This is a genomic window from Alteromonas sp. B31-7 (genome assembly GCF_015767655.1).
GTDB classification, from domain to species: Bacteria; Pseudomonadota; Gammaproteobacteria; order Enterobacterales; family Alteromonadaceae; genus Alteromonas; species Alteromonas australica.
In genome coordinates this window covers 607,552-631,122 of sequence record NZ_CP065233.1, presented here as the reverse complement: position 1 = coordinate 631,122, position 23,571 = coordinate 607,552, and the positions used below count along the sequence as shown (strand labels likewise).

At 41.1% G+C, this 23,571-nt stretch carries 16 protein-coding genes; 2 read left to right on the top strand and 14 right to left on the bottom strand.

The window, feature by feature from the left end; all coding sequences use genetic code 11:
* Positions 1–134 precede the first annotated feature (134 nt).
* Positions 135–1,028: a LysR family transcriptional regulator gene (locus tag IUA53_RS02745; protein WP_196898298.1), complete on the top strand. Its 894-nt coding sequence runs from the start codon at positions 135–137 to the stop codon at positions 1,026–1,028.
* A 14-nt stretch (positions 1,029–1,042) separates the two neighbouring features.
* On the opposite strand, the gene IUA53_RS02740 is transcribed toward IUA53_RS02745, so the two are convergent.
* The 7 genes from IUA53_RS02740 to IUA53_RS02710 form a co-directional block, all read right to left on the bottom strand.
* A complete protein-coding gene (locus tag IUA53_RS02740; RefSeq protein WP_044448752.1) occupies positions 1,043–1,345 on the bottom strand; it encodes a hypothetical protein in 303 nt (100 codons plus the stop codon).
* A complete protein-coding gene (locus IUA53_RS02735) occupies positions 1,346–1,531 on the bottom strand; it encodes a hypothetical protein (protein ID WP_196898295.1) in 186 nt (61 codons plus the stop codon). It lies immediately after the preceding gene.
* Positions 1,528–4,044 (bottom strand): hypothetical protein, encoded by a 2,517-nt coding sequence (locus IUA53_RS02730; protein WP_196898293.1) that lies wholly within the window; start codon positions 4,042–4,044, stop codon positions 1,528–1,530. The genes IUA53_RS02735 and IUA53_RS02730 overlap by 4 nt, the downstream gene beginning before the upstream one ends.
* Positions 4,038–5,150 carry a hypothetical protein gene (locus IUA53_RS02725; RefSeq protein WP_196898291.1) on the bottom strand — a complete coding sequence of 371 codons (1,113 nt, stop codon included), beginning with the start codon at positions 5,148–5,150 and terminating at the stop codon, positions 4,038–4,040. The genes IUA53_RS02730 and IUA53_RS02725 overlap by 7 nt, the downstream gene beginning before the upstream one ends.
* A gap of 118 nt (positions 5,151–5,268) precedes the next feature.
* Positions 5,269–7,101, bottom strand: a complete 1,833-nt coding sequence (locus IUA53_RS02720; RefSeq protein WP_196898289.1) for a hypothetical protein — start codon at positions 7,099–7,101, stop codon at positions 5,269–5,271.
* Positions 7,102–7,126: 25 nt separating this feature from the next.
* Positions 7,127–9,934 carry a glycosyltransferase gene (locus tag IUA53_RS02715; RefSeq protein ID WP_196898287.1) on the bottom strand — a complete coding sequence of 936 codons (2,808 nt, stop codon included), beginning with the start codon at positions 9,932–9,934 and terminating at the stop codon, positions 7,127–7,129.
* Between the two features lie 35 nt (positions 9,935–9,969).
* Complete coding sequence (locus IUA53_RS02710; RefSeq protein WP_196898285.1) at positions 9,970–12,021, bottom strand: glycosyltransferase; 2,052 nt, start codon at positions 12,019–12,021, stop codon at positions 9,970–9,972.
* A 382-nt stretch (positions 12,022–12,403) separates the two neighbouring features.
* Between IUA53_RS02710 and IUA53_RS02705 the strand changes: the two genes are divergently transcribed.
* Positions 12,404–13,318: a glycosyltransferase gene (locus IUA53_RS02705; protein WP_196898283.1), complete on the top strand. Its 915-nt coding sequence runs from the start codon at positions 12,404–12,406 to the stop codon at positions 13,316–13,318.
* A 138-nt stretch (positions 13,319–13,456) separates the two neighbouring features.
* On the opposite strand, the gene IUA53_RS02700 is transcribed toward IUA53_RS02705, so the two are convergent.
* The 7 genes from IUA53_RS02700 to rfbD all read right to left on the bottom strand — a co-directional run bounded on the left by IUA53_RS02700 (position 13,457) and on the right by rfbD (position 23,570).
* Complete coding sequence (locus IUA53_RS02700) at positions 13,457–15,307, bottom strand: DUF6492 family protein (protein WP_196898281.1); 1,851 nt, start codon at positions 15,305–15,307, stop codon at positions 13,457–13,459.
* A gap of 14 nt (positions 15,308–15,321) precedes the next feature.
* Positions 15,322–17,724, bottom strand: a complete 2,403-nt coding sequence (locus IUA53_RS02695) for a glycosyltransferase (protein WP_196898279.1) — start codon at positions 17,722–17,724, stop codon at positions 15,322–15,324.
* Between the two features lie 76 nt (positions 17,725–17,800).
* The gene (locus IUA53_RS02690; protein ID WP_196898277.1) at positions 17,801–18,532 is read right to left on the bottom strand and encodes a hypothetical protein; all 732 of its coding nucleotides are present in this window, start codon (positions 18,530–18,532) and stop codon (positions 17,801–17,803) included.
* A gap of 26 nt (positions 18,533–18,558) precedes the next feature.
* Positions 18,559–19,746, bottom strand: a complete 1,188-nt coding sequence (locus IUA53_RS02685; RefSeq protein WP_196898275.1) for a nucleotide sugar dehydrogenase — start codon at positions 19,744–19,746, stop codon at positions 18,559–18,561.
* A gap of 40 nt (positions 19,747–19,786) precedes the next feature.
* Complete coding sequence (locus IUA53_RS02680; RefSeq protein ID WP_196898273.1) at positions 19,787–21,502, bottom strand: glycosyltransferase family 2 protein; 1,716 nt, start codon at positions 21,500–21,502, stop codon at positions 19,787–19,789.
* Between the two features lie 82 nt (positions 21,503–21,584).
* Positions 21,585–22,667, bottom strand: a complete 1,083-nt coding sequence (gene rfbB / locus IUA53_RS02675) for a dTDP-glucose 4,6-dehydratase (RefSeq protein ID WP_196898271.1) — start codon at positions 22,665–22,667, stop codon at positions 21,585–21,587.
* A 36-nt stretch (positions 22,668–22,703) separates the two neighbouring features.
* The gene (gene rfbD / locus IUA53_RS02670) at positions 22,704–23,570 is read right to left on the bottom strand and encodes a dTDP-4-dehydrorhamnose reductase (protein ID WP_196898269.1); all 867 of its coding nucleotides are present in this window, start codon (positions 23,568–23,570) and stop codon (positions 22,704–22,706) included.
* Position 23,571: the final 1 nt, after the last annotated feature.

Here is a 23,571-nt window from a genome sequence, read left to right as displayed (position 1 = left end):
CGTTTTTATGCTATTACAGTACGTAATTGTACTAAGCTGTAATACTGTAATGCATGATCTACCAAGATTAAATCTGTTATATTCTTAGAATAACATCGAAAATACCGAAGTTCTTAAATCCTAATTTAAACACTATGCATCACTTAAATTACCATCACCTTTATTACTTTTTTCTTGTTGCACGAGAAGGAAGTATAGCCAAAGCGGCTTCACTACTTCACGTTACGCCACAAACGGTGAGTGGGCAACTGTCTACGTTTGAAAATCAACTTGGCTACTGTTTATTTGATCGCGTAAATAAGCGGTTACACCTAAACACGAAAGGCAAAGTGGTGTTTCAGCATGCCAGTGAGATATTCAATAAAGGCAATCAACTGGCGGAAATATTAAACAGCCATGAGGACGTGAGTTCAAAAGAGTTTGTGATAGGCATCACTAACGGCATTCCCAAAGTGCTCTTCTACGACTTTGTGCATCACACTATGCGAGAACACGCCAATGTTAAATACATTATTAAGGAAGATAGCTTCGACGGTTTACTTAAAGAGTTAGCAATAAATGCCATTGATTTCATTGTGGCCGACCGAGGGATTGCACCCGGAACCCAAATTAATGCCAGCAGTTTCTTTTTAGGCGAAAGCGCGATGAGCTTTTTTGCAAAACACCCACTTCACCCACACCAGCACTTTCCCCAATGTTTAAACGAGATGCCTCTTCTCATGCAAGGCCATACGTCAGGTATTCGGCATGCGCTGAGTAGCTGGCTTGAGACCGAACAACTCTATCCTAAAATAGTGGCTGAATTTGATGATACGGCGTTGTTAAAGCTTTTTGGAAGTGAAGATTTTGGTGTGTTTTGCGCGCCTTCTGCCATAGCAGAACATGTTGAGGCGCAATATGATGTGCATTGTATTGGTAACGCCCCGTCGTTAAACGAACGTTATTACGCTATTACCGGAAAAAGCCGCGCCGATTACACCATAAGTAAAGCCATTGTGGAAAAAGCACGGCAAATTTTAAATGTATAAAGAAGCAACTACGCTTATTGTGACCCATTAGCCTGTTGAACATTAAGCAGTAACGACAGTAGTCGTTTTTCTTCAGGTGACATAGACTGCTCTACTTTTTTCATATTTGCTTTGTAGGTTTTCAGCACATTGGGGTCGTTGGCAATGGCGTTGTCTAGCAAGATTTCATATTTGGATAGCAGTGCCGACGTTTTTTCTGCATTTTCCATAGTGGCTACGTGGCCTGAATACATAAAATAAAGTGCTACCACGAACCCCAGCAATACCGGGATATTTACCTCAAATGAAAACCATGATTTTTTGTTATCTTCAGACATTTACTCGTCCCCCATTAACGACAACTTTATTTTAATTCTTTCTAATGTTTTTAAGCTTTCAGCCAATTGCTGTTCTTGTTGTTGGCTAAAATACGCCGATGCACTTGCCACCAATACCAGTAAAATAATGGGCAGCATTTTTTCGCTTAACTGACGAAACGCCCAAGTTTTCAATTTACTCATCATATTTCAATCCAACAATCTTCTATTTTTTCGTAATCGACTTGATTACTTAGCAGGGCATTGGCTAAGTCTGTTGACGTCAGCGTAGGCATAACGAAACATTGGTACTTCGCTCCCGCTGTCGCTTGATACAGTAAAATGTTTGCTTTACCTTTTTTCACTTGGCTTTCTAGTAGTTTTCTAAGGCGGGTATTACCTTCTATCACGCCGGGCAACACCGCTTCTAATTTTTCAATCAGCGTAGAGCGAAATGCTCGGCCGTTAGCAATTTCAACCCAATACTCTGGAGAATCGTAGTTAGAAATATAATCCAGCGTGAGTGCGAGGGGATCATGATTTAGGATAAAGGCTTGCTCGGCTAAAAAGCCTAAATCTGTAGAGGCAAGAAAATTGGGGATAGCCACCGACTTTACCTCATTGCCTGCTATTTCAATGCCCATGTAAGCCGCAATGCTGTTATCAGGCTTAATTAAAGACACGTTGGCGTTAAAACCATCACGCTCACTAAACCCAAAAACATGACTCGGTAGAAAGCTAAATACGGTGTTGAATGCATCGTCATAATACCGAAGGCTGGTTACCGCTGTAGATTCCACCACCTCTCCCTTTTCATTCTTTTGAAAATGAAACAAAGGCGCGGCAACCAACTGCTTGGCTGGATTATGTCGGTAAGCGGTAAATACGCCATTTTCTAAATCTAGCGTCACGCCAAATAGCTTCATCTTTACACGACTGACAGGGTCATCTTTATGAAACTCTTCTGAAAAATTGGCCATCATGGCAGAGTATGAATGGCTATCAGTAACGCTTTTTACCGTGGGCACCACAAGTACTATCGTCATCACACCAATAAGAAATACAGCGTAAAACTTAGGATAGCCCTTAAACAGTTGCACTATAAATTTAATGGCAAGGGCGAAGACGGCAATGAAACTCAACAAAATACTGGTTTGCGGCACAATGGATAATTTAACCGCATCAACACCGATTTGATACAAGCCACCGCCTTTAGAGAAAGCTGCCTCAGCGGCTGTACTGGATAACATGCGGATAAACGAAATATTGTCTTGCGACTTCAACCAACGTTGCAAATAGGCACTTTCCGATTCACCCGGCGTGAAGTTGGTTAAATAGAAGCGCCCCATTATGCTTCTTGCTTTCTTTTCAACGATGGGAAGCAATGAGAAATCGTATTGGCCCATAGTCGAATTTTGAACTTTAAACTGAGACCCTTGCAGGTATTCGGGCCAAACTTTGTCTACCTGGCTTTGATATTTTTGAGTAACCGCCCTGAAGATGGCACTGGTGTTCTGCAATTGCCAATGCTCAGCCAAAGCCACGCCACGCTCAGCCAAATATAAGCGCGCATGCTCACTCCCACCAGGAGACAACAACCATTGCTCGTACTCTTCAATATCTTCGTCCACATGATATACATACCTAAGGGCATTTTTTCGCCCTTTACGTAGAATAGAACGAACCCGTTCCTCAGTGCCGTAAAGGGTAAACAATATATCGTCGGGCGTGACATACATCATGGGAATATCGAGTTCATTTAGCCAATTGGCATGGCGAACTTTCACGTTGTCTTTGCACACCTGAGATTTGCACTCGTCTCGATACTGATCTTTAAACTGGCGGTGCGCGTCTTGAATACTGTCGTTACTGGCATATTGCTTGATGTCGTCGTAGGTCTCATCAATGCCTGTAACATAGCGTTTCCAGCTATTTTCTAAATAAAGGTATATGGCATCCACATGAGCGGCGGTTTCCGCCTCAAGGGTATCAATATCGTTTAATGCACTAAGGGCTTGTTGGCGCTTTTTTTGCGCATTCATGTATAAACGAAGTTCGCTTTGGTATAGCGCATCAAACTCACGAAGCCTGGGCAACCCTTCTTTGGCGAATTGGGATTTTTGCCTGTTACTTAATAAGGTGTCGGCCATGGCCTCGACATTACGTTCAATTAAGGCATTAAACCCTGTTGAGGAGAAAGCCAATGAAGGCAGCAACGCTATCACTAAATCACGACGGGCTTCATCGCTGGCAATAGCATTAAACTCGTCGAACCTGTCAATTTCTACCAAATCGTTTAGATAAGCTTCTCGATAAGCAATTGCCCGTACAGCACTTAACTTTGCGTCACTAGAAGTTGCGTGCGCCCAGCCATCCACAAACAGTCTTAATGAGGGCACCAATGCCACCCAAAGCAGTAAAAAGGCAAGGCCTTTCACCACCAAGATTTGCTTACCCGGCAACGATGAAGCCTGCTCTTTTTTCCAAAAAAGCAATTTTTGAACAGGCACAAAAGAGACAATGGCCAGTGAAAGACCAAAGCCAGAAAGCATACGGCCAAACAACTCTAAACGCGCAGCATGGTGATGCTTATCGCCAAACAAATCTTCTAGCGGTAGCGAATACACATCCACCAGCAGTAAATTGAAACTCAGCTCTAAACCAAAATAAATAAAGAAAAAAGCCAGTAACAGTATGGCTTTAGCGTTGCGCACTACCATCCAAACACCACCTTTTCATCCTGCATAACTGAATCGGCATCACGTTTTCTTGCTGCGCAGCGGGCACGAACATCCTGGGCGGCATTCTTTTCTAGGCACTTGTCTTTGGTTTTTTCCGAAAGGGTATATGCCTTGTTCTCCCCCAACCAATTTAGGTATTTCCCTTGTGCAATAAGCTTGTGCTGAACCGGCAGTTGATTAAAGTCGGCATCAGCTGGCAATCCCAACACCAACTCTTCATCACTAAAGCGCTTTTTGGCTAACAAGTTAAGCTTGGGCATTGAGACGAAAGTGCCTTTAGCATTACATGCCTTATTGAAGTTGCTTTCTAAAATGATGTTTTTTAACTGAAGAGCATTGTTGGAAGCGCCGTTTCCTGAATAGCTGTAAATAAGGTCGACATCATTTTGCTGAGGTGTTGATGCAATAAAAGACGCGCCTTCAATGGCCGCTGGCGCATCAAAATACAAACGACTCGAAGACAGTGCGCTTTGCTTAATGAGCTTATGATAACGGCTGTTCGCTACGATAACCGATGGCATAGTCATGCCATACTCAACAAATATTTCGGTTAAATCTTCTAGCGCATCTTCATCTAAGTTGCCGCTTAGGCGCACGTACAATTCGTACTGACGCAGCGCGTCAAGGTTATCTTCAATGGCATCTTCTGCGCTGATTGATTTAATAGTACTGGTACGGCTGCGAGAATTCGTTAACTCCCAGTCGCCATCGTTATAGGAAAGCACTAAATAAGCGCCGGAAAAGAGATCTTTACCGTTTAAAAATAGCCCTGACATATTGGCCGGCGTAACACTGTACAGTAAAGATGCTTTACAGCGCCCACTGCGGTATGGCAACACATGGAACCCTGTGGTCGCTGTGAGATTTCGCTCTCTAAGCGCACTTAACATAGATTCGCTAACATGCTTAGTATCTGCGTGAGCAGGGAGTGAACTATAAGTGTTAGCAGGTTTGTAGTAGGTTTCAGGTTCTGTGGGGCTAACACCGCAAGCTGCAAGGGACAGTACAGACACAACCAAAGCCAAACGCGTGCGCGCTTTATGCATAAAGTCCATTTTAACATTCCAAGGTAATACGTACTTCACATGCTAACTCGCCGCCTTTGTTAAACAGGCTTTTTTAGCTGCATGCCGTTTTATTTTATTGTGAGGGTAAAGATAATCAGTAAAGGTTTAATTTTCAAACTTTTTTTGAAATTCCCTATCACATGTAATTCTCAATGAACCTATATTCTTCTCTCAAAATTAAACGGTTCTTCTCATAAGAATGTTTATTCCCTACCACCTTTGGAGGCATGTTTCCTTTTGATAATTCTATTTTTCGCCCAATAACTTCCTCCAGCTTAGGGAGATCTTCTGCATAGTTGTGGACAGAACCAATAAACGCAAAACGACCCTCTCCACCTTCCGTTATATAGTTCGACTGTGCACTTTTGATAAAATCGAATTCGCCCGACAGCATGAATGCATCAAATAGATTTTCTATCGTCGAAATACCCTGCTTTTCTGAGAGCGAAACAATATTTTTGTAAAGCAATTGAGGGCGCTTGAAAATTAACACCTCATTAAAGTATGACCATAAACGCTCTAGAGGGTCTCTCACCCAACACACATGTAAAGCATTAGGGAAAAAAATTCGTTGTTGATTATGGTAAGGAAAATGCCCATGTAGTACGTGCGTTTTTGCCGGTATCCAGATAGATTCTCCCAACTTAAGAGCTGCAATTTTTGGTGCTGACCGGACATGATGCACATGTGTCCTACCGTATGCGTACTCTAGTGCTAGTGAGAATTCTTTCGGGGTGGTATGAGGGATATGGTGCGATACCAAATTGACTTGGGGACAAACTCGTTGCTGATTTTGATTATTCCATAGTTTGTCTAAACCCCGTCCAACAAAGGCAAGGTATTCATCTTTATATGCATTGGACTTTTTTAACACTGTGCTACGTAAAAACTTAAATGTTGAGTTATTTTGTCCTCGCTTTATTTTTAGCCTGGCTTTTAAGGAAAGGTTTTTATAGATAGCCTCCATTCTTACCTTATCAACAAAAGAGACTGCAGCAGAAACGTTAGTGCAGTAAAACTCTAACAATAAAGCTTCATTCGTCTTCTCGTTGTCAATAAAGCGCCGAATTAACTCGGAAAAACAGAAAATGTCGATATATTGGATATGGATGCTATTCTGCTTAGTATCCTTACATTCAGCTAAAAAAACGTCCTTATTTTCTACTTTCGTTTTCTCAAGAAATTTTTCTAATTCGTCGATATACCCTTTTTTTAACCATTCAAATGTGCCTTTGTCGATAATTGAATATGATGAAGACTCATTGCCAATAACTTGCAAAAATAGATCTAGTTTTTCTTGCAATTTACTGATGGAGAATTGATTAAACCACCGTTTCAGTTCCACGCCCTCTGCCGAATAACGTCGGTTAATACGACGAGATTTCACAATAGCTTGATCAGGAGTGAAACCTAATATTTGAACCAAAAAATCGGAAACTATATTGCTGTGTTTAAACAAAGTTTCACTGTACGGTCTCAGTATGAAACGTTCCTTACCGAAATTATCAATGTATCTAGTAAGGAATTTTACCGAATCTGCCTGAGGAGAACGAGGGGGTTTGAACGTGGTTATTCGACCATGACGCTTGATCGCTTGATTATAGTTTGATTCCAAGAGTTCTAATTCAAAACGTATATACGCTAAGAACTTAGCCGTTGGAAAATGTTCAGCTAATTCATTGACTCGTTTGAAAAAAAACTCAGAAGAAAGTAGCACAATCTCCGCATCTAAGGAGACTGCTTCAGCGCGTAGCTGTTCTAGTTTACTGACATTTAATTCTAAATTACCGGTAACACAATCAACACTGTATAAACTTAGCAAGTTTCCAGAGCTGATATCATTGGCATCCATAGCATGTGAAGGGTAAAAGATCTTATGTTGTAAAAGCCAGTCTCGGTGTGTTTCACACCAATATTGTATAGCCGATGTACCTGTTTTAGGTGGCCCTATATGGAAGATAAACTGCATTTTAATAGCGCTCCGCTGTGCTAGTTCAAAGTTTTGAGCTAGCCGCGTTTTCAAGCAAACTCAACATATAATGCCCGAGTTTGCTATCAAAGCTCGTTGGAGAAAATAGAGAGTTAGCCCTCTTTACCGCCGCCGTTTCAATCTGTTCTCGCCCCTTTTTATCTGAGACTAGCGCATTCAAGATCGATACAATTTTTGCCTTATCTTTATACTCCACTAAAAAACCGGAGTCGGCATCCAGCAGCTCACCAACCGCTCCCCAATCATAAGCAATAACAATGCGCCCTATAGCCATTGCCTCTGCAATAGTACGACCAAAAGACTCTTTAAAATTAGATAACCCTAGCACAACATCATTATCTACTAGCACGACCTTAGGATTTTCTATATAACCAGCCAAGTGAATATTTGAACTACCATAACGACGCTTTGCACTCTGAACATCCGCCGTGATAGGCCCATATAGATTGAACTCTATCTTTTTATTGCCTCTACACATTGCTGCTATTTCGAAAAAGTCATCAACGCCTTTTTTCTTGACATTACTGCTCAGCATACACACCTTTAATACGGTTCTGTTTTTATCGTTGCGAGTGCTAGACTCCTCAAAACTATCGATACAGTTATATATGACTTCCGTACAACTAGGCTTATTTATCCAATTTGCAGTTTCCTGAGAATTAGCAATATAAAAGTCCGCCGTATTCTCTATCCTAGAATGGGTTTGCTCAGGGGTCTCACCGATACTTTTTGCCAAATCAGGGTCGAATTCAACAAGTTCACGAATGTGAACAACGCTTGGTATAGTGGCTTTCTTTGCAGCGAGGAGAGGCTCCAATAACATGATTGTGTTTACATAAACGCTTTTAAAACCATGTGAAATAAAACACTTAACCAAATATTCAACCAAAGAATTGAAAACCTCTCTTGTCCCCTTTACCCAGGGCAGAGGTAGAAAGATGATAGAGGATGAATAACACTTAAGCTCTTCGACGTAACTTGTATTCGCACAAGAAGGTAAGAAGATTGTTACATCCAAATTGGCTTTGTGAAGTGCTCTTGCAATATCAATAAAGCTTCGCTCAGCGCCAAAAATGTTTTCTGATACCGAATGACCAAAAAGTGCGACCTTTTGACCTAAAGCATCAGTGTGTTTCTGTTTCCCACCGATTTCGACAGGAGAATTAAAGTCCCATTGCGAATTCAATGCGTGCCAAGTGGGAGACTCTTTTTCATCAACATTGAACTTATACCTGTAGGCTTCAGGACAGAATAAAAGAGATGGGTACCTACCATTGGCTTCCCCTGTACGCCAGAAATGCTCATGAAGTCCCAATCCAAGAATGTTTACATCTTCGTAAACAGTGGAATACCATTGCTCATCTAGAGCGTCACTCCAACGTTTAAACTGTTCATCATTCTCTTTATTAGCTTGCTTCAATAACGTAGGGGGAACTGGAAATGGCCTACTATTGCAAACACTGGGGTTGTACAACTCAGTAGAATGCCGATGCCATATGCGCGCAAAATCCATATATTGCTTACGCACACCACCATATTGCGTAACTAAATGCGTATCCTTACTTTGCGTTAATGAAGAAGAGTGTGATCTTCCGAATGAAAGTGGTATGTCAGGCATAACTTCGAGAACAGAAGGCTTCCCGAAGACACATTTCATCCGTTCATAAAATTCAGTATCAGCATTAGCTGCAATTTCATCCCAACCACCGAGTGCTTGATAAACGTCTCTTTTGATTAGAAGTGAGGAAACATTTCTATGAACCCATGATTTACTCGATTTAGTGGTAGAAAAATGAAGATCGTTTGAGCTTCTGACCCAATGTGATAGCGTCCCTTTTAATTTTCGCTTAAAAAGAAAAGGCAGGGTTTGCTTTTCAATTTTTTGCGGATGAGCCCAATCATCTGCATCCATGACAGTCAGAAAGTCGCCAACAGCGCACTGCATACCGATATTCCGTGAAGCGTATGCGCCTTTATTCACAGAGTTGTTGATAACTTTAATAAATGGGTATTTTTCACAAAATGTCTCTACCACTGCTTTGGTGGAGTCCGTCGATGCGTCATTAACGACTATTATTTCGATATTTTTCCACGTCTGAGAACAAAGCGATGCTAGGCAAGTCGATATAGTACTAGCTGCATTATACGCGGGCACGACCACAGATACGGTTTTTCTATGCAAAACGCCTAATAGCTGACCAAGAAGTGATTTATTTGGGCGACGAGATACCAACGAATCGAATGCCCCCCCCGCCGAGGTATGAGTCAGAGGTATTAAGTTTTGACGCACATAAATTTCGTTAAGCGCTGAAAACCGCCTTTCATTAGTTGCCACCATTTCTCTTGCCAGCAGCTTCGAGGTGCATTTAGGCCATTCTTCTGAAAAAGCGACCTCCCGAGCCACCTTCAAATTGCCATCCTTAAAATAACTCTCAAACCTCAATAGAAATAGCTCTTCCACACTGAACAATAATTGCGCGCTTTCAAAATCATCCCAGATGCGTTCAATGTACTTTATAGCCATCTTCGCACTTTCTGTGAATAGATAAAAACTACTCAGAACCCTACTAGCATAAATTCCATTCACATTGCTTACTGACGCTTGAACGTCTAGCTGCTTAAGACTTTCCTCAGGCGAAAATGCGTTAGACCAAAGCTGACGTTCTAGTGCCAGAGCTGGCAAATTACATGGTATACGCCCTTCCCGCCTTCCGTGCTGTATAAAATGTTTTAAGGGATCGACTCCTGCATTCGCAACATCAGGATAAGTCTTTACATACCAATCGGCATCAAAAAAATTAATGTTCTTCACAAACTATCACTAGAAATATCAATTCGAATACTGCACTACGCAAGGAGTTCATCTTTTAATGAGTCTCTATTTAAATGGATTACATCTTTCTTACTGCTCATAGACACAAATCGTTCTATATTCTCAGACGAGGCAATATATTCATCAATTTGTTGAACAAATGTGAAGTCCCCTCGAACCTCGGCAAGTTGTTCTGGAACAAAGCGCAGTAAATGTGAATTTAAGAATACAACTTTTGCAACACTCACTTGCATTCCGTACACACACACTTCTGAATTTTCTTTCTGAAGTAAGGTAAAAAATTTATCGCAAAGTGGGCTGCTAACTTTTCCATAAACGGGTATGTGGTAGAGCATCACTTGCTTACCTTTTTCTAGCAAAGATGCTATTAATGAAAAATCGTCATCATTAAAACGTCCAGTACTGAAATCTGAAATAAAGATGAGTTCGGCAGCCGCATTGTTATCACCTCGAACTAGCATTGAGCGTGGAGCCGGAAATGGTCGCGAGCGAAGTTCTGTGATGTTTAAATTACTGGCTTGCTGCCTGTGCCACCAACTACATGCACTTCTATAAACGTGACGTAAACCGTTGTGCATTGTTTTGATATGGGTGGCTTTATTTCTGGTTAGAGAGCCGTCGTCATCCAATGCAAATGCCATTGGTACTTCCTTATGGATTCTCTTGAACGCCCATTTACCATAGTGAGCTTGAACACGCCAAATAAACTCGGTATCCCCACCTGCAATCACATTGTCCCAAGGGCCTAATTCATCAAGAACCTGGCGTCTAAACAAAAAAGATGAATGAGACCAATGAATTAACCTTGGATTAAGCCGCCAGTTGTGCTGGAAATGCAAATCTGATGTGGCGCGGATCCAAAAAGTTGATACGCCCATCACTGTAGAATGCTTATCAAGGTATGATACTTGCGTTTCAATTTTTTGAGGATGTGACCAATCGTCGCCATCATGAGTCGTGATAAAGTCACCTTCAGCCACTTTTAATCCAGCATTTCTAGCCTTATACGCGCCGCCATTGTGTGGTTGCTGTACTAGTTTTATTCTTTCATCTTCAAGCATAATCCGGCGAACACGTTCTGTTGTGTCATCAATACTGCAATCATCTACAACAATCACCTCCAAATTTCGCCAACTTTGATTCAATAGCGAGCGAATCGCAATCTCTATTCGCTCACCTGCATTAAATGTGGGTATGATGACACTAACTAGTCGGTCATCTTGGATAGGTGGCGCTGTAGCAACCAGATTTTCGAACCCAATTTGGCCTTTAAATTCGTTCAAAGCTATTGGTGCAAAACCATGCCTTTCGAAAGCACTATTTATCCAAAATAGACGGTTTTGTGGATTTTCATGTAGGTTAGATAAAGACAAAAGTACATCAGCATCGCTCGGCGAGGTCTCCAAGTACTCAAGTAGATGCACTTTAGCTTCATCTAAATCGCCTAGTTTTATTAAGCAGAAAGCATGCATAAGAACTGCTGTCTTATCAATATGATAATCTTTGCTAAGCTCTCTAACCAATTCAGACAAAGAAAGTGCCTTCTTGAAATCACCTTCAAAATAAAACCATCGAGCTGCATGCCAAGCAGCAAAGTAACGTAAGTCGGTATCTTCTTCGTGAGATTGATATACCGTTTGCAAATCTTGTAAAGCGGGCTCAGAATATCCGCCCCATAAATTTTCTACAACGCCATTTTTAATCCAATCACGTTTCTTATCAAGAGCTGTTGCAAATCGATTTGGACTAGGTTTACGCCCTTCACGTCTACCGTATAGAATGTAATGAAAAAATGGATTTACGCCCTGCTCTTTTACATCCTCGTAGTGCTCCACATACCAACTCGTGTTGAACCACTCAGAAGGGTTGTAGCCTAAAGTTGCACCTTTAGTTAAAAAGTGTTTTATCGGGCTTTTAACCGCCCATTTATCTTGGATGGAGTGATTCGTAAGATAGTATCGTTCATCGAACTTACCACTGTTCTCTATAACCGCGACCATGTTGTTTAGTTGCTTGTATTGAGAATACCGATTTTTTAACGTACCTACGAATGTTCGAATTGCCATTTATATGTTTCGTTTAACTTTTTACTAATTCTACCAAGATACACATTCTGTCTCTACACCTTCTACTACTTATACAACTTACAATTATTCTTATTCGCTTTTACTGCGGAGGAAAATTCATAAACCTAACAATAAAACGATGCAATATATATTCTGGTTTTCTTATTATATCTCTATAGTTACATGACTTACGTTATCGTTTCGCGCTACCATATGAAACATTCAGAGACTTCGAGCTCACATGCACTAACCCCCCTCTAGAATCGAATAACATATGGTGATAAATTGCCGCTGAGTTTATTGAGGTATACGCCATTGAAAATAGCGACCAGTAAACACCTCTAAGCATTCTATTCTCAAGGAAAACAAAAAGTAGGAAACCATGTCAATTTACTCTCTTCATGAGAAAGGTCTTATAGACGTTAAAGTCACCGATGCTACAACAACCACATCGAATATCACTTTAGCTTTCGCATTCGATAGTGGCTATTCACATTGCTTTAAAGTCATGATCGCGAGCATGGCTGCAAATGGCGTATTGTGTAAAAACCCCATAGTTATTTATACAGATGACCTAACACTCGAAGAAGATCCTATCATTAAACTCGTTGCAGATCGTATAAGCCTCCTCTCAGGAGAAAAAAGAGACCTCCTTTATCGTTTAGCTAAAGAAAATGTTAAACGCCCCGAGAGAGCAGATTGGAACAGAGGTACCTTCTTAAAGTGGTGCGTTTTTGAAGAACAGGCAACAGAAAAGCTATTATTCTTAGACGTTGACATGCTCATCTTAGATTCGCTAGAAGGATTAGTAAATGCGCACCCTGAAAAAGCATTAGTCACTTGTCCGCAATTCCAGCAATCGATTAAAACTGAAAATACAGACGCCTCATTACAAAACTTATTGATAGGAAACTTTGATAATAAACACAAAGCGAGAATAAACTCGGGAGTCATGCTTATAAACTCTGAGATTTTGAACGCTAAATTTTTCAGAGAGTTAACAACCTTTGCTTCTGAGCGTATTTCAATTCACGAACAGGGCCTTTTAAGTGAATTTTTTAGAGATAATAAAACCCTGTTTGGAATGGCGCCCTCGGCGTATAATTTCCAAGATAGTTACTTACGGTTAGCGAGCGACGACGTCTATAAAGATATCTTGAAGCAGCTATCGGTTCTACACTACGCTGGTGGAGTGAAGCCGTGGCTTGATACTTCGAAATCTATTGCCAACTTGCCAAGTATAAAAATATGGCATGAATATAAGGCCTTGGCATCCGATATTCTCACTTTTAAATAACGACATTAGATTCATTGGAAGAAGCACTCTTCCTAATACACTAACGATGAGAACTTTTGTCTAGAGGTCAAATACTAATTAGTCCATTTGAATAATTTGCATTTTGACCTCTAGCGCTGCAACGCTTATTGGATAAAATTAAAGTGAACGATGTTTATCCATAGCAAGCGCTTTGATTTCAGTGTAACTCTTAACTTTCCCCACTTTTTCTGCCGCAAACTCTTGAGCTGTTTTATGAAACAAGTCATCCGGCGGGTAGATTAAAAACCTCTCTGCCATGACCGTTAGAACGAAGTCAGGATTAAAAGTATCTATTGCCTCTATCTCAACTAATGGGCTGTGTACTATATACAAGATGCTAAAGGTTTCAGCTAAAAAGGGTTGAATCTTCCACCCGTAAGAGTCAGTAAAAAGGAGGCATGTAGGCTTAGTCTTATCTTCGTTAATCCAAACTGACATTTGGCCTTTATTAACAACATTATTCGTCCAAACTTTTTTTGCTTTAGGCTGCTTCACCACGCACTCTGTAAAATCAGCGGTCCGAACGGGTTCAAACTTTTCACCTAGGTCTCCCGTACCATTTTTAGGTACAAGTTGAACCTCATCAGAACTTAGGCAAAAAAGTTTCTTTTGTATACGGTTTATGACTTCTCTATAACAGATATAGGCGCCAAAAGAGGTGTAGTGAGAGTCAGCTGGATGGTAGGGTTCACCGCTATCTTTCGAATTAATAAGTTCATCTAGTGGATAGGTTAAATATGAGTAATCAACAACGGCATCCAGTAATTGTTTAACCGGTCGAGTGCTCTCGGTGTTTTTTAACATTGGTAATTGTTCTCGATACACTGCATGTGCATCTGGAACAACTAAAAAGTGATACGAAATTCCTTTAGAACCGCAAAGTGCTTTACGCACCTCCAGTAAGTAACGCCAGGTTTTAACTTGTTTGTCCGTTAACAGTCTTTTCCCTTGATGTTGCCCTATAACGTTATTGGAGTCGTTCGCAATAAATAACCTGCCTCCGTCGCCCACCACGACCTTCCCGTCTCCTTTCGCCATGCTCTGAGGCGCGTTGCCTTTTACACCTAATACTTGATCATTTATAAAGGCTTTTCCTGCCTCTATTGAATCGAACAAATTACGCTCGACCCACATTTGCGTTATGAAGTTTATGTGATCATGGGTCAGTTGTTGAAAGCGATTAATATGGATGGCAAAGGTAACAATATGCTCTTTCCCGGTGCTTTGTAGTACCTGTTTAATATCACTTTCTGACTCAGGCCATTTTGTAAATAAAGTGGCGTAAGGTTTAGGTTTAATCGAATAAGTATTTTCAATGCCACCATTTGCTAATATGAACGCACAATAGAGCATGAACTCAGATACTTTGCCTTTCTTCTCAATAAACGCGTATACATCAATACCTTCCTTCTCTTCAATATGCTTACAAACCTTGCCTGCAATTTGCGTAATCATAAGATAAGGGGTAACCATAGGAAGTACCGGCTGCGCTTGGGCAACTTCTACGTCAAAATAATTACAACTGTTTGCCAGTAAGGTTCCTGGATAGCCTCTGTGTACTTGGTGGTGAGAAACAGGTTTGCCTTCATTTGAAAATAGATCGCTTTGGGTCAGAGCGCGTATGAAATGATTTTTCGCGTCTAATACAAGGTAATGAGATTTGTCTGTAACCTTATGAAACTCTAATTTCAATGCTTGCTGAGCTATATAAGGGTCAAAATTACTTTCTACATCAACCCCTAGATCACTGGCACTTATAAGCTTTACGCGAGAAGAAAACTTGTCGAAATTCGGTAGCACATCACGCTCGAAACACTTCCTACCTAAATCGGAATCTATGGAGTTATTGATAAAATATAACTTATCAATCAAATCGCTAGGGCAATACAGCTCGATTGAACGAACTAGAAGGCCAAGTAATGCTGCCTCTTTTTCATAGAAAACAACTGCTATATCAACTTTTTCCATATCTTTTATTTTCCTTAGATTGATTTCTTCACGTAGTTCAATGGCGCAGGTACACGTAAGAAAGGTAGATTTTTCACCACGTTTGGCCAACTGTAGGAGTGAAGGAATTCATCAAAGTTTGAAGCGTCGAAAATTGGTGATTTCCCGTCAGCAAAAAGGCTTAGCTTCAATTCCATATCTTCAAAATCTTTAAACAGCATCCCTATATTGTCGGTTACAATTTCTGGGAGAACGCCGATTGATGGCGCTAGAACGGGGCACCTTAAAGATAAACTCAGCATGGCGGCGCCGGATGTTAAAACAGCCTCATAAGGTAGTACACATAAATCAGCACAAGCGAAATAAGTAGCAACCTCTTCATTTTGAATAAAACCGGGGCGAAACACGATATTTCGATCATCACATTCAGACACAAGCTTAGGCATAATATCTTCATCCAAAACCCGCCCTGCTATAATCAGGTAAACATCGTCCCGCTCGGCTCTAAGCTTATTAAATGCAGATAAAAGATTAAAAATTCCCTTGTAACCCTTTATATTACCGAAAAAGAGAAATACCGTGGCAGAATCAGGAATGTTAAATTGCTCCCTGGCCATTTCCTTTGCGGGCATGGTACCGTAAAAATTGCCATAGGTACCATGTGGCACAATGTGAGTACTCTGTGGGTCCACCGAAAACTCTTCAACCAATAATGACTTAGCAAAGTTTCCATGGACGATAGAGTGATCGACCAACTCTAAAATTCTCGACCTATTTAGTTTTTCTTTCACTGGATCTTTAGAGTCATGAGAAGAAATATTGTGCGCAGTATAAATAATCTCGAAACCATTTTCTTTTGCATAAGAAAGTGACGTTATTGTGTCCTCAATAACTGTGTCATCCTCAAAGTCGAAAAAATTATGGAGCCAATGCAGATGAATGTATTTGAACTCTCCTTTTTTCTTATCTATGAGCGCAGTACCCAGCGCTTTAGGCGCGTACCCTTCTATAGACAAGCCATATTCGTCGTAAAGAGATTCATAAAACATTTTCTGATAAGGGTTATTTATCATCCAGCATGGGAAGAAAAGCACACCTGGATTTTCTCCAGACATTTTGAATCGCGGTTCAATAAGTTTTGCGAACGCTTTTTCTTCCGCGGCTCTTTTTTTCTCTTCCAAGAACTGCTTCACCTCAATGGCACTTTTCTCCAACACAACTTGGAACTCTCTAAACTGCCACCACTTTCGATTTGCTTTACAATATTGTTTTAAATCATCGCTATTAACAATTTCAAAGAGTGACTTTACTCGCTCGAAGACACTGTCAAAATAAATCTCGTTTACCATCTTAAGTGTATACATCAGTGAACTAACGAGCTTTATATCAATGATAGAGTAATAGTATTGACCGATATCTTGTTGAATCGCCCAGTTTTTTACGGCTTCAAACGCTTGGAATTCGAATTCACAATTTGAGCTTTTACGGTGAGCAACGGTCACTGACGACTCGGATTCTCTGCGATAGTTATAGCCCACCAAATCATCATCGAAAACAATATTCGAAGCATAATAATAAGCAGAGAAAATAAATGGCACATCGACAGCAGCCTTCGTTTCTCCTAAGCGAATGTTAAATATTTCCAATAGAGAACGCTTAAATACTTTATCCCAAATCATAAAGCTATCATGGGTCTTAAAACGTGGACTATTGGGATCGTCAAACCCTACTGTCGTATAGGTTCGCTGATTGACTCTGCCATCTGACATATGATTGTAAAATCCGCCAGAAAAGGCGATATCAGCAGAGTTATTCACTGCTAACGTCATAAGCTTGTCGTAAAAATCGCTGTTAATCCAATCATCGCTATCAACAAATCCAACATAGTCGCCAGTAGCAATAGCCAAGGCTTGGTTTCTTGGAGTGCCGGGGTTTCCAGAAGCAACCATGTTAGTAATTACCACTATTCTCGGGTCTTCAGCTGCATGCCGAGAAATGATAGCTGCCGAATCATCTGTAGAGCCATCATTGACAAGTATTAATTCAAAGTTCTTATAAGACTGCGACCTAATCGATTGGATGCAGTGGTCAAGATACTGACCAGAATTGTAAACTGGCACGATTATGCTTAGAAGGGCATCACCACTATTATCACGTCGCGTGTTTTCTTTAAAATCGTATGTTTGCCGTAATACAGTGTCTAATGGGTTGTAAGCTAGATATTCGTATAGGATACGAATTAGTTTATCATTTCTACCCAACACTTTAAGGCAGAAAAGATAGTTCCTAAAAATATGTGTCAGTACTTGACTCTCTGACAGCAAAGCTGCGAGCTCACTAACCCTTGATGGAAAGAAATTTTCATAATGCGCTAGCGCCAAATTAAACCGCTGCTCTGAAAAGGCGTCATTCGCTAGACGCAATTCGCTTTCTAACACTTGGTGAACTCCATTGCTTTAAGAAAGTTTTGACGAAAAAATTATAGGGAGGGTAAAAAGAGATTTCAGGCATTCCTCATCGAAGCCTTCGGCCCTCTGCTTTCCCGAATTTAAGATAATGTAGTAGAGGGTTCATCATAGACTCTCTTACATCTGGATTAGCATTCAAATAATCCGTCGTATTAAAGTCTCTTGAGGGTGATAGTTCCAGTTGAGCGGAAAATAGAGCAAAAAAGTCCAATGTCTTTTTAACTTCAAGCCCCATTGACTGTAGTTCGTTATCTACGAAATCTTGGCTATAGAGTTGGCTATTTGCAATCAACTTCAAATCTTTGAGGCGTTCACGCTTTTTACCAAATAAAAAGCCAGGGCTACGATGAATACTATCGAGCCCTTCACTAAGCTTATTAATGACTTGGGTAAGCGCCTTATTGGTGAGTTGTAATTTGTTAACCTCGCTTAATGGCTTTCCTTTACTACCGCCCAAAACAAATTTAACACCCTGGCTCTGATTTGCCTTTTTCCTCAGCCAGCTAGTTTTTCCCTCTAACTCTTCAACCTTAGCGGTTGTTTCCGCCAACTCTTTTCTTACCGCTAAAAGCTCAGTTTCTTGCGCTAATGCAGTCTCTTGGAGATCTGTTAGGTTATGTAATGCACTCGATAGCAGTAAATTAGATTCATTACAATCTGCGTTACATAGAATACTTACATCTTCGTTTACACCTAAATCGGAAACGAACTCGCTTATTTTTTGCCTATTGGCTTCTAATAAGTCGAAAACTTCCGCTGATTCTGTATATACTTTCATACAGCTTAGTACTTCCTTAATAAAACTTAGTCAGCCCCAAATAAATCGCGGCTGTATACCTTGTCAATCACATCTTCAATATCAGGGAGTATACGGTTAGCCACAATCACGTCAGAGATTTTCTTAAACTCTTCTAAATCATTGACCACACGTGAGCGGAAAAACTCGTCTTCTTCGAGTACCGGCTCATACACCACCACTTCAATACCCTTCGCTTTTATACGCTTCATGATACCTTGAATAGCACTAGCGCGGAAATTATCCGACCCCGACTTCATGATTAGGCGATAAACACCCACAATCTTTGGATTACGGCTAACGATGGAATCAGCAATAAAATCTTTACGGGTACGGTTAGCATCTACAATAGCCTGAATCATATTGTTAGGCACTTCACTGTAATTAGCTAAAAGTTGTTTGGTATCTTTGGGCAGGCAATACCCCCCGTAGCCAAAACTAGGGTTGTTGTAGTGATTGCCAATTCGTGGGTCTAACCCCACGCCTTCAATAATTTGTTTTGTATCTAGCCCATTGCGTTCTGCGTAGCTGTCTAGTTCGTTAAAATAGGCCACTCGCATTGCCAAATACGTGTTGGCGAATAACTTAATGGCTTCGGCTTCAGTACTGTCGGTAAACAACACATTAATGTCTTCTTTTATCGCACCTTGCTGAAGCAATTTAGCAAACACTTCTGCACGCTCACTTCTTTCCCCAATCACAATGCGGCTTGGATAAAGGTTATCGTACAGGGCTTTGCCTTCGCGTAAGAACTCAGGGGAGAAGATGATATTTTCCGAACCGTGGCGTTCTTTAGCTTCTTTTGTAAAACCTACGGGTACGGTTGATTTGATGATCATTACCGCATTGGGATTAATGTTCATGACGGTTTTAATTACCGCGTCGACACTGCCAGTATTAAAGTAGTTAGTTTGTGGGTCGTAATCAGTTGGAGTAGCAATCACTACATAGTCAGCGTCTTTGTAGGCAACTTCAGCATCAAGTGTTGCTTCTAAATCTAGTTCTCTAGTGGCCAGGTATTCTGATATTTCTTTATCTTCAATGGGCGACTTTCTATCATTTAAAAGCGCTACTTTCTCTGCTACCAAGTCTACTGCTTTCACTTCATTGTGTTGTGCTAGTAGCACAGCATTTGAAAGCCCCACATAACCTGTGCCTGCTACGGCTATTTTGTATTTACTCACTGTCGACTCCATTTTCCAAGACCTTCCAATGTAAAATATAAATTATATGACTTCACCGAAACAAAAACTCTTCTTTTTCTTTCACCGAAAAGTTTTCGCGCTTAAGTGTGAGATTTGGGCTATATGCGGGGTCACTTTCTATGTAGCTAGCCCAATTTGACCTTAAATACGTCAATTCCCTGTTGAACCTTGCCGCTTTCTCAGGCGCATGATCTAACCCCCGACTAACTGATTCATGATGATACAACTCAGCTTCAGCACAATATATATTTCTAACGCCAGTTTCTTTTACTCTTAAACAAAAGTCTACATCGTTAAAAGCAACGGCCAAATCTTTTTCGTTTAGCCCACCAACCTTATGGAATAAAGACTTCTTCACAACAAGACAGGCTGCTGTTACCGCAGAGTAATTTTGAGTTGCAATTAGGCGCTTAATATAGCCTGGGTGGTACCTTGGGAAATATTTATGTGCATGTCCTGCACCACCACCGTACCCCAACACCACGCCAGCGTGCTGTATTCTTCCGTCAGAATATAATAACTTAGCCCCTACACAACCAACGTCTTCTCTCAGTGCGTGCCCTATCATCATTGTCAACCAAGACGGATTTATGACTTCAATGTCGTTATTAATTAATCCGATTAATGAACCCTTAGCATATTGCACACCAAAATTATTAATGGCCGAATAATTAAACTCACCAGGATATTGAAGCACACGTATTTTAGGGTGCCTTTCTAATTGCGAAAAGTAATCTAAACTTTCGCTTTCATCAGAACCATTATCAATAAGCAGTATCTCGTAATTTTGATAAAGGGTTTTCTCCAATATAGAGTCTATACACGCCCTCACCAGCTCCTTTCCATTTTTTGTCGGAATGATGAGCGAGATCAGAGGTTGTTCGACGACAGGCCATTGAATACTGTTTATTTGCAATGACTCATCGTAGTTTGAAGCAGCATTTGTGAGTGCTCTCAATACGCTACCAACATCTTCTAGCGATTTACGCGTGACAATTACATCATCACATCTATGGATTAACGTGTATGGGATATGCTTTATTGAGATTGAGCTATCCAATAACCACAACTCGCTTATCATGCCCGCTATTGTAGAAGATTTAATTGCGGATTTATTGAGGACACTGGAAGAGCATACAACACCAGTAGACACGTAAGCTGAAGAAAATTGTAAATCCGGATTCCAACTGGGCAAAAAGTGGGGTGAGTCGTTTTGTTTTTTCTTGTTCGCTTTGTCAGTATCACTATAGGCAATACTAGCTGACGAACCATGCAATGAAAATAACGTCAGCGCTTTAGGATGTAGAACATCACCGCTATTGATAAATACAATTTGGTTGTGTTCAGGAATTGAAGCGCATGCTTCACTTATAGAGGTTACACCTGTTAGGCCTTGTATATCTCTTTCTTTCGCTACAACTTTGATATTGCGCTTAGAGACACCCAGTAGCTTCAAATTTTCTAACGTTCTCGAAATATTCTTGCTGCCAACTATGACTAAAAACATCTCATCCACGTTAGGTATGCCAGCGACTTTTCTTTCAATTTCCGCTTCCTGATGTTTAAGAAAGAAACTGTAAAGTGCCATAAGCTTCTTCTGTGAAGGAAATCCATAGAACAGACCTGAGCGTTGCAACGAGCGACTATAAAACTCCGTTAGTTTATGATTGCTCTTAAGTTTATTTCTTACCGGTTTTGGAACTAACCCTATAATTCCTTTTACGGTCATCATGGCCAACTTTTTCATACAGTTAACATTGTCCTAACTTCAATAAAAAAGCCGCAATCTTGCGGCAATTTTATTGTATCACGATTTAAAGCGTTCTGTATTAGCTCCCAGTACCCAGCCGCTCGCCTTGGTAACTTCCATCAAGAACGGCTTTCCACCAGCCTTCGTTGTTCAAATACCATTCAACGGTTTTGCGAATACCACTTTCGAAGGTTTCTTGGGGCTTCCAGCCCAGTTCCCGCTCTATCTTGCTTGCATCAATAGCATAGCGCATGTCGTGGCCAGGGCGATCTTGTACGTAAGTAATTTGCTCAGCATACTTGCCTTCTTTAGGCTTAACGTCATCTAAAATAGCGCAAATAGTTTGCACCACCTCAATATTTTGTTTTTCGTTATGGCCACCAATGTTGTAGGTTTCACCAATTTCACCATTTAGTGCAACTACAACAAGTGCTCGCGCATGATCTTCTACATAAAGCCAATCACGAATTTGATTACCTTTACCATATACCGGGAGTGGCTTGCCTGCCAATGCGTTTAGAATAACCAGAGGAATTAACTTTTCTGGGAAGTGATACGGGCCGTAGTTATTCGAGCAGTTAGTGACTAGCGTGGGGAGCTTATAGGTGCGAAGCCACGAACGCACTAGCTGATCTGAACTGGCTTTACTGGCTGAATAAGGCGAACTTGGCGCATAAGGTGTGGTTTCCGTGAAAAGCGGGAGCTCTGTACCCGGCGCTACTTCATCAGGGTGCGGTAAATCACCATACACTTCATCGGTAGAAATATGATGAAATTTAAAGGCGGCTTTCTTTTCGCCTTCAAGGGCAGACCAATAGGCTCTTGCTTGTTCAAGCAAAGTGTAAGTACCCACTACGTTTGTTTGAATGAACTCACCTGGGCCGTCAATTGAACGGTCTACATGAGATTCCGCAGCCAAATGCATAATGATATCGGGCTGATGGGTATTAAACACGCGCTTGACTTCGTCAGCGTCACAAATATCCACTTGCTCAAAGCTGTAACGTTCGCTGCTTGCAACCGACGTGAGTGACTCTAAATTACCCGCGTAGGTTAGCTTATCTAGGTTGACGACGGTGTGGTTGGTATCGTTAATTAGATGACGAACTACTGCAGAGCCAATGAAACCCGCACCACCTGTGACTAAAATTGTTTTACTCATGTTTTATTTACCAAACTCGAATTTGTGTATGGCTGCTTATTGTGCCGCTTTAAGCTCGTCCATCATGGCCGACAACTGCTTGCGCCAATGGGTTGGGTTGCATGTTGCAAACGCTTCACGTGCTGACGTTTTATCTAGCACACTGTAGTGAGGGCGTTTAGCAGGCGTTGGGTACTGGCTACTTGGAATAGGCAATACAGGAATTGCACTGTCTAAAAAGCCTTTTTCTATGCCTAGTTCTTGAATAGCGAGCGCAAAGTCGTACCAACTGGCCACACCTTCGTCAGTCCAGTGATACACACCGACTGTTTTGTTTTGGGCAGCACTAACACACGCATCCGCCAACCCTTTCGCCCAGGTAGGCGTACCAATTTGGTCGTCAATCACAGTAAGCTGAGGCTTATCTGCCATTAGCTTAAGCATGGTTTTCACGAAATTATTGCCATGAGCGGAATACACCCATGCTGTACGAATCAAACAACTTGCTTCAGGCAATATATCAAGTAACGCCTTTTCCCCATCGGCTTTGGTTTTGCCGTAAACACCTTGCGGCTCTATGGGGTCGTTAGGTAAGTACGGTGAGCCCTTATGACCATTAAATACATAGTCGGTAGACACATGCACTAAAAACGCGCCGGCTTGTTTGCAGTACTTGGCTAAGTTTTCTACCGCGGTGGCATTAATAGCGTGGCACAGCACTTGGTCTTCTTCTGCTTTATCTACGGCAGTATAGGCAGCTGCATTGATGATGACATCAGGCGCTAATTGAGACAGGGTTTCTGATAACACATCAAAATTAGTGATATCTGTATCTTCCGGCCCTAAACAAATCGTACCTTCACCCAGAATACGCACCAACTCATAAGATAGCTGGCCCGCATTTCCAATAACGACAATGTTCATT

Bases quoted from the DNA above. Each gene is read 5' to 3' on its own strand.
- IUA53_RS02745 (WP_196898298.1), top strand. From the start codon at position 135: ATGCATCACTTAAATTACCATCACCTTTATTACTTTTTTCTTGTTGCA.
- IUA53_RS02740 (WP_044448752.1), bottom strand. From the start codon at position 1,345: ATGTCTGAAGATAACAAAAAATCATGGTTTTCATTTGAGGTAAATATC.
- IUA53_RS02735 (WP_196898295.1), bottom strand. From the start codon at position 1,531: ATGATGAGTAAATTGAAAACTTGGGCGTTTCGTCAGTTAAGCGAAAAA.
- IUA53_RS02730 (WP_196898293.1), bottom strand. From the start codon at position 4,044: ATGGTAGTGCGCAACGCTAAAGCCATACTGTTACTGGCTTTTTTCTTT.
- IUA53_RS02720 (WP_196898289.1), bottom strand. From the start codon at position 7,101: ATGCAGTTTATCTTCCATATAGGGCCACCTAAAACAGGTACATCGGCT.
- IUA53_RS02710 (WP_196898285.1), bottom strand. From the start codon at position 12,021: ATGGCAATTCGAACATTCGTAGGTACGTTAAAAAATCGGTATTCTCAA.
- IUA53_RS02705 (WP_196898283.1), top strand. From the start codon at position 12,404: ATGTCAATTTACTCTCTTCATGAGAAAGGTCTTATAGACGTTAAAGTC.
- IUA53_RS02700 (WP_196898281.1), bottom strand. From the start codon at position 15,307: ATGGAAAAAGTTGATATAGCAGTTGTTTTCTATGAAAAAGAGGCAGCA.
- IUA53_RS02690 (WP_196898277.1), bottom strand. From the start codon at position 18,532: ATGAAAGTATATACAGAATCAGCGGAAGTTTTCGACTTATTAGAAGCC.
- IUA53_RS02685 (WP_196898275.1), bottom strand. From the start codon at position 19,746: ATGGAGTCGACAGTGAGTAAATACAAAATAGCCGTAGCAGGCACAGGT.
- IUA53_RS02680 (WP_196898273.1), bottom strand. From the start codon at position 21,502: ATGAAAAAGTTGGCCATGATGACCGTAAAAGGAATTATAGGGTTAGTT.
- rfbB (WP_196898271.1), bottom strand. From the start codon at position 22,667: ATGAGTAAAACAATTTTAGTCACAGGTGGTGCGGGTTTCATTGGCTCT.
- rfbD (WP_196898269.1), bottom strand. From the start codon at position 23,570: ATGAACATTGTCGTTATTGGAAATGCGGGCCAGCTATCTTATGAGTTG.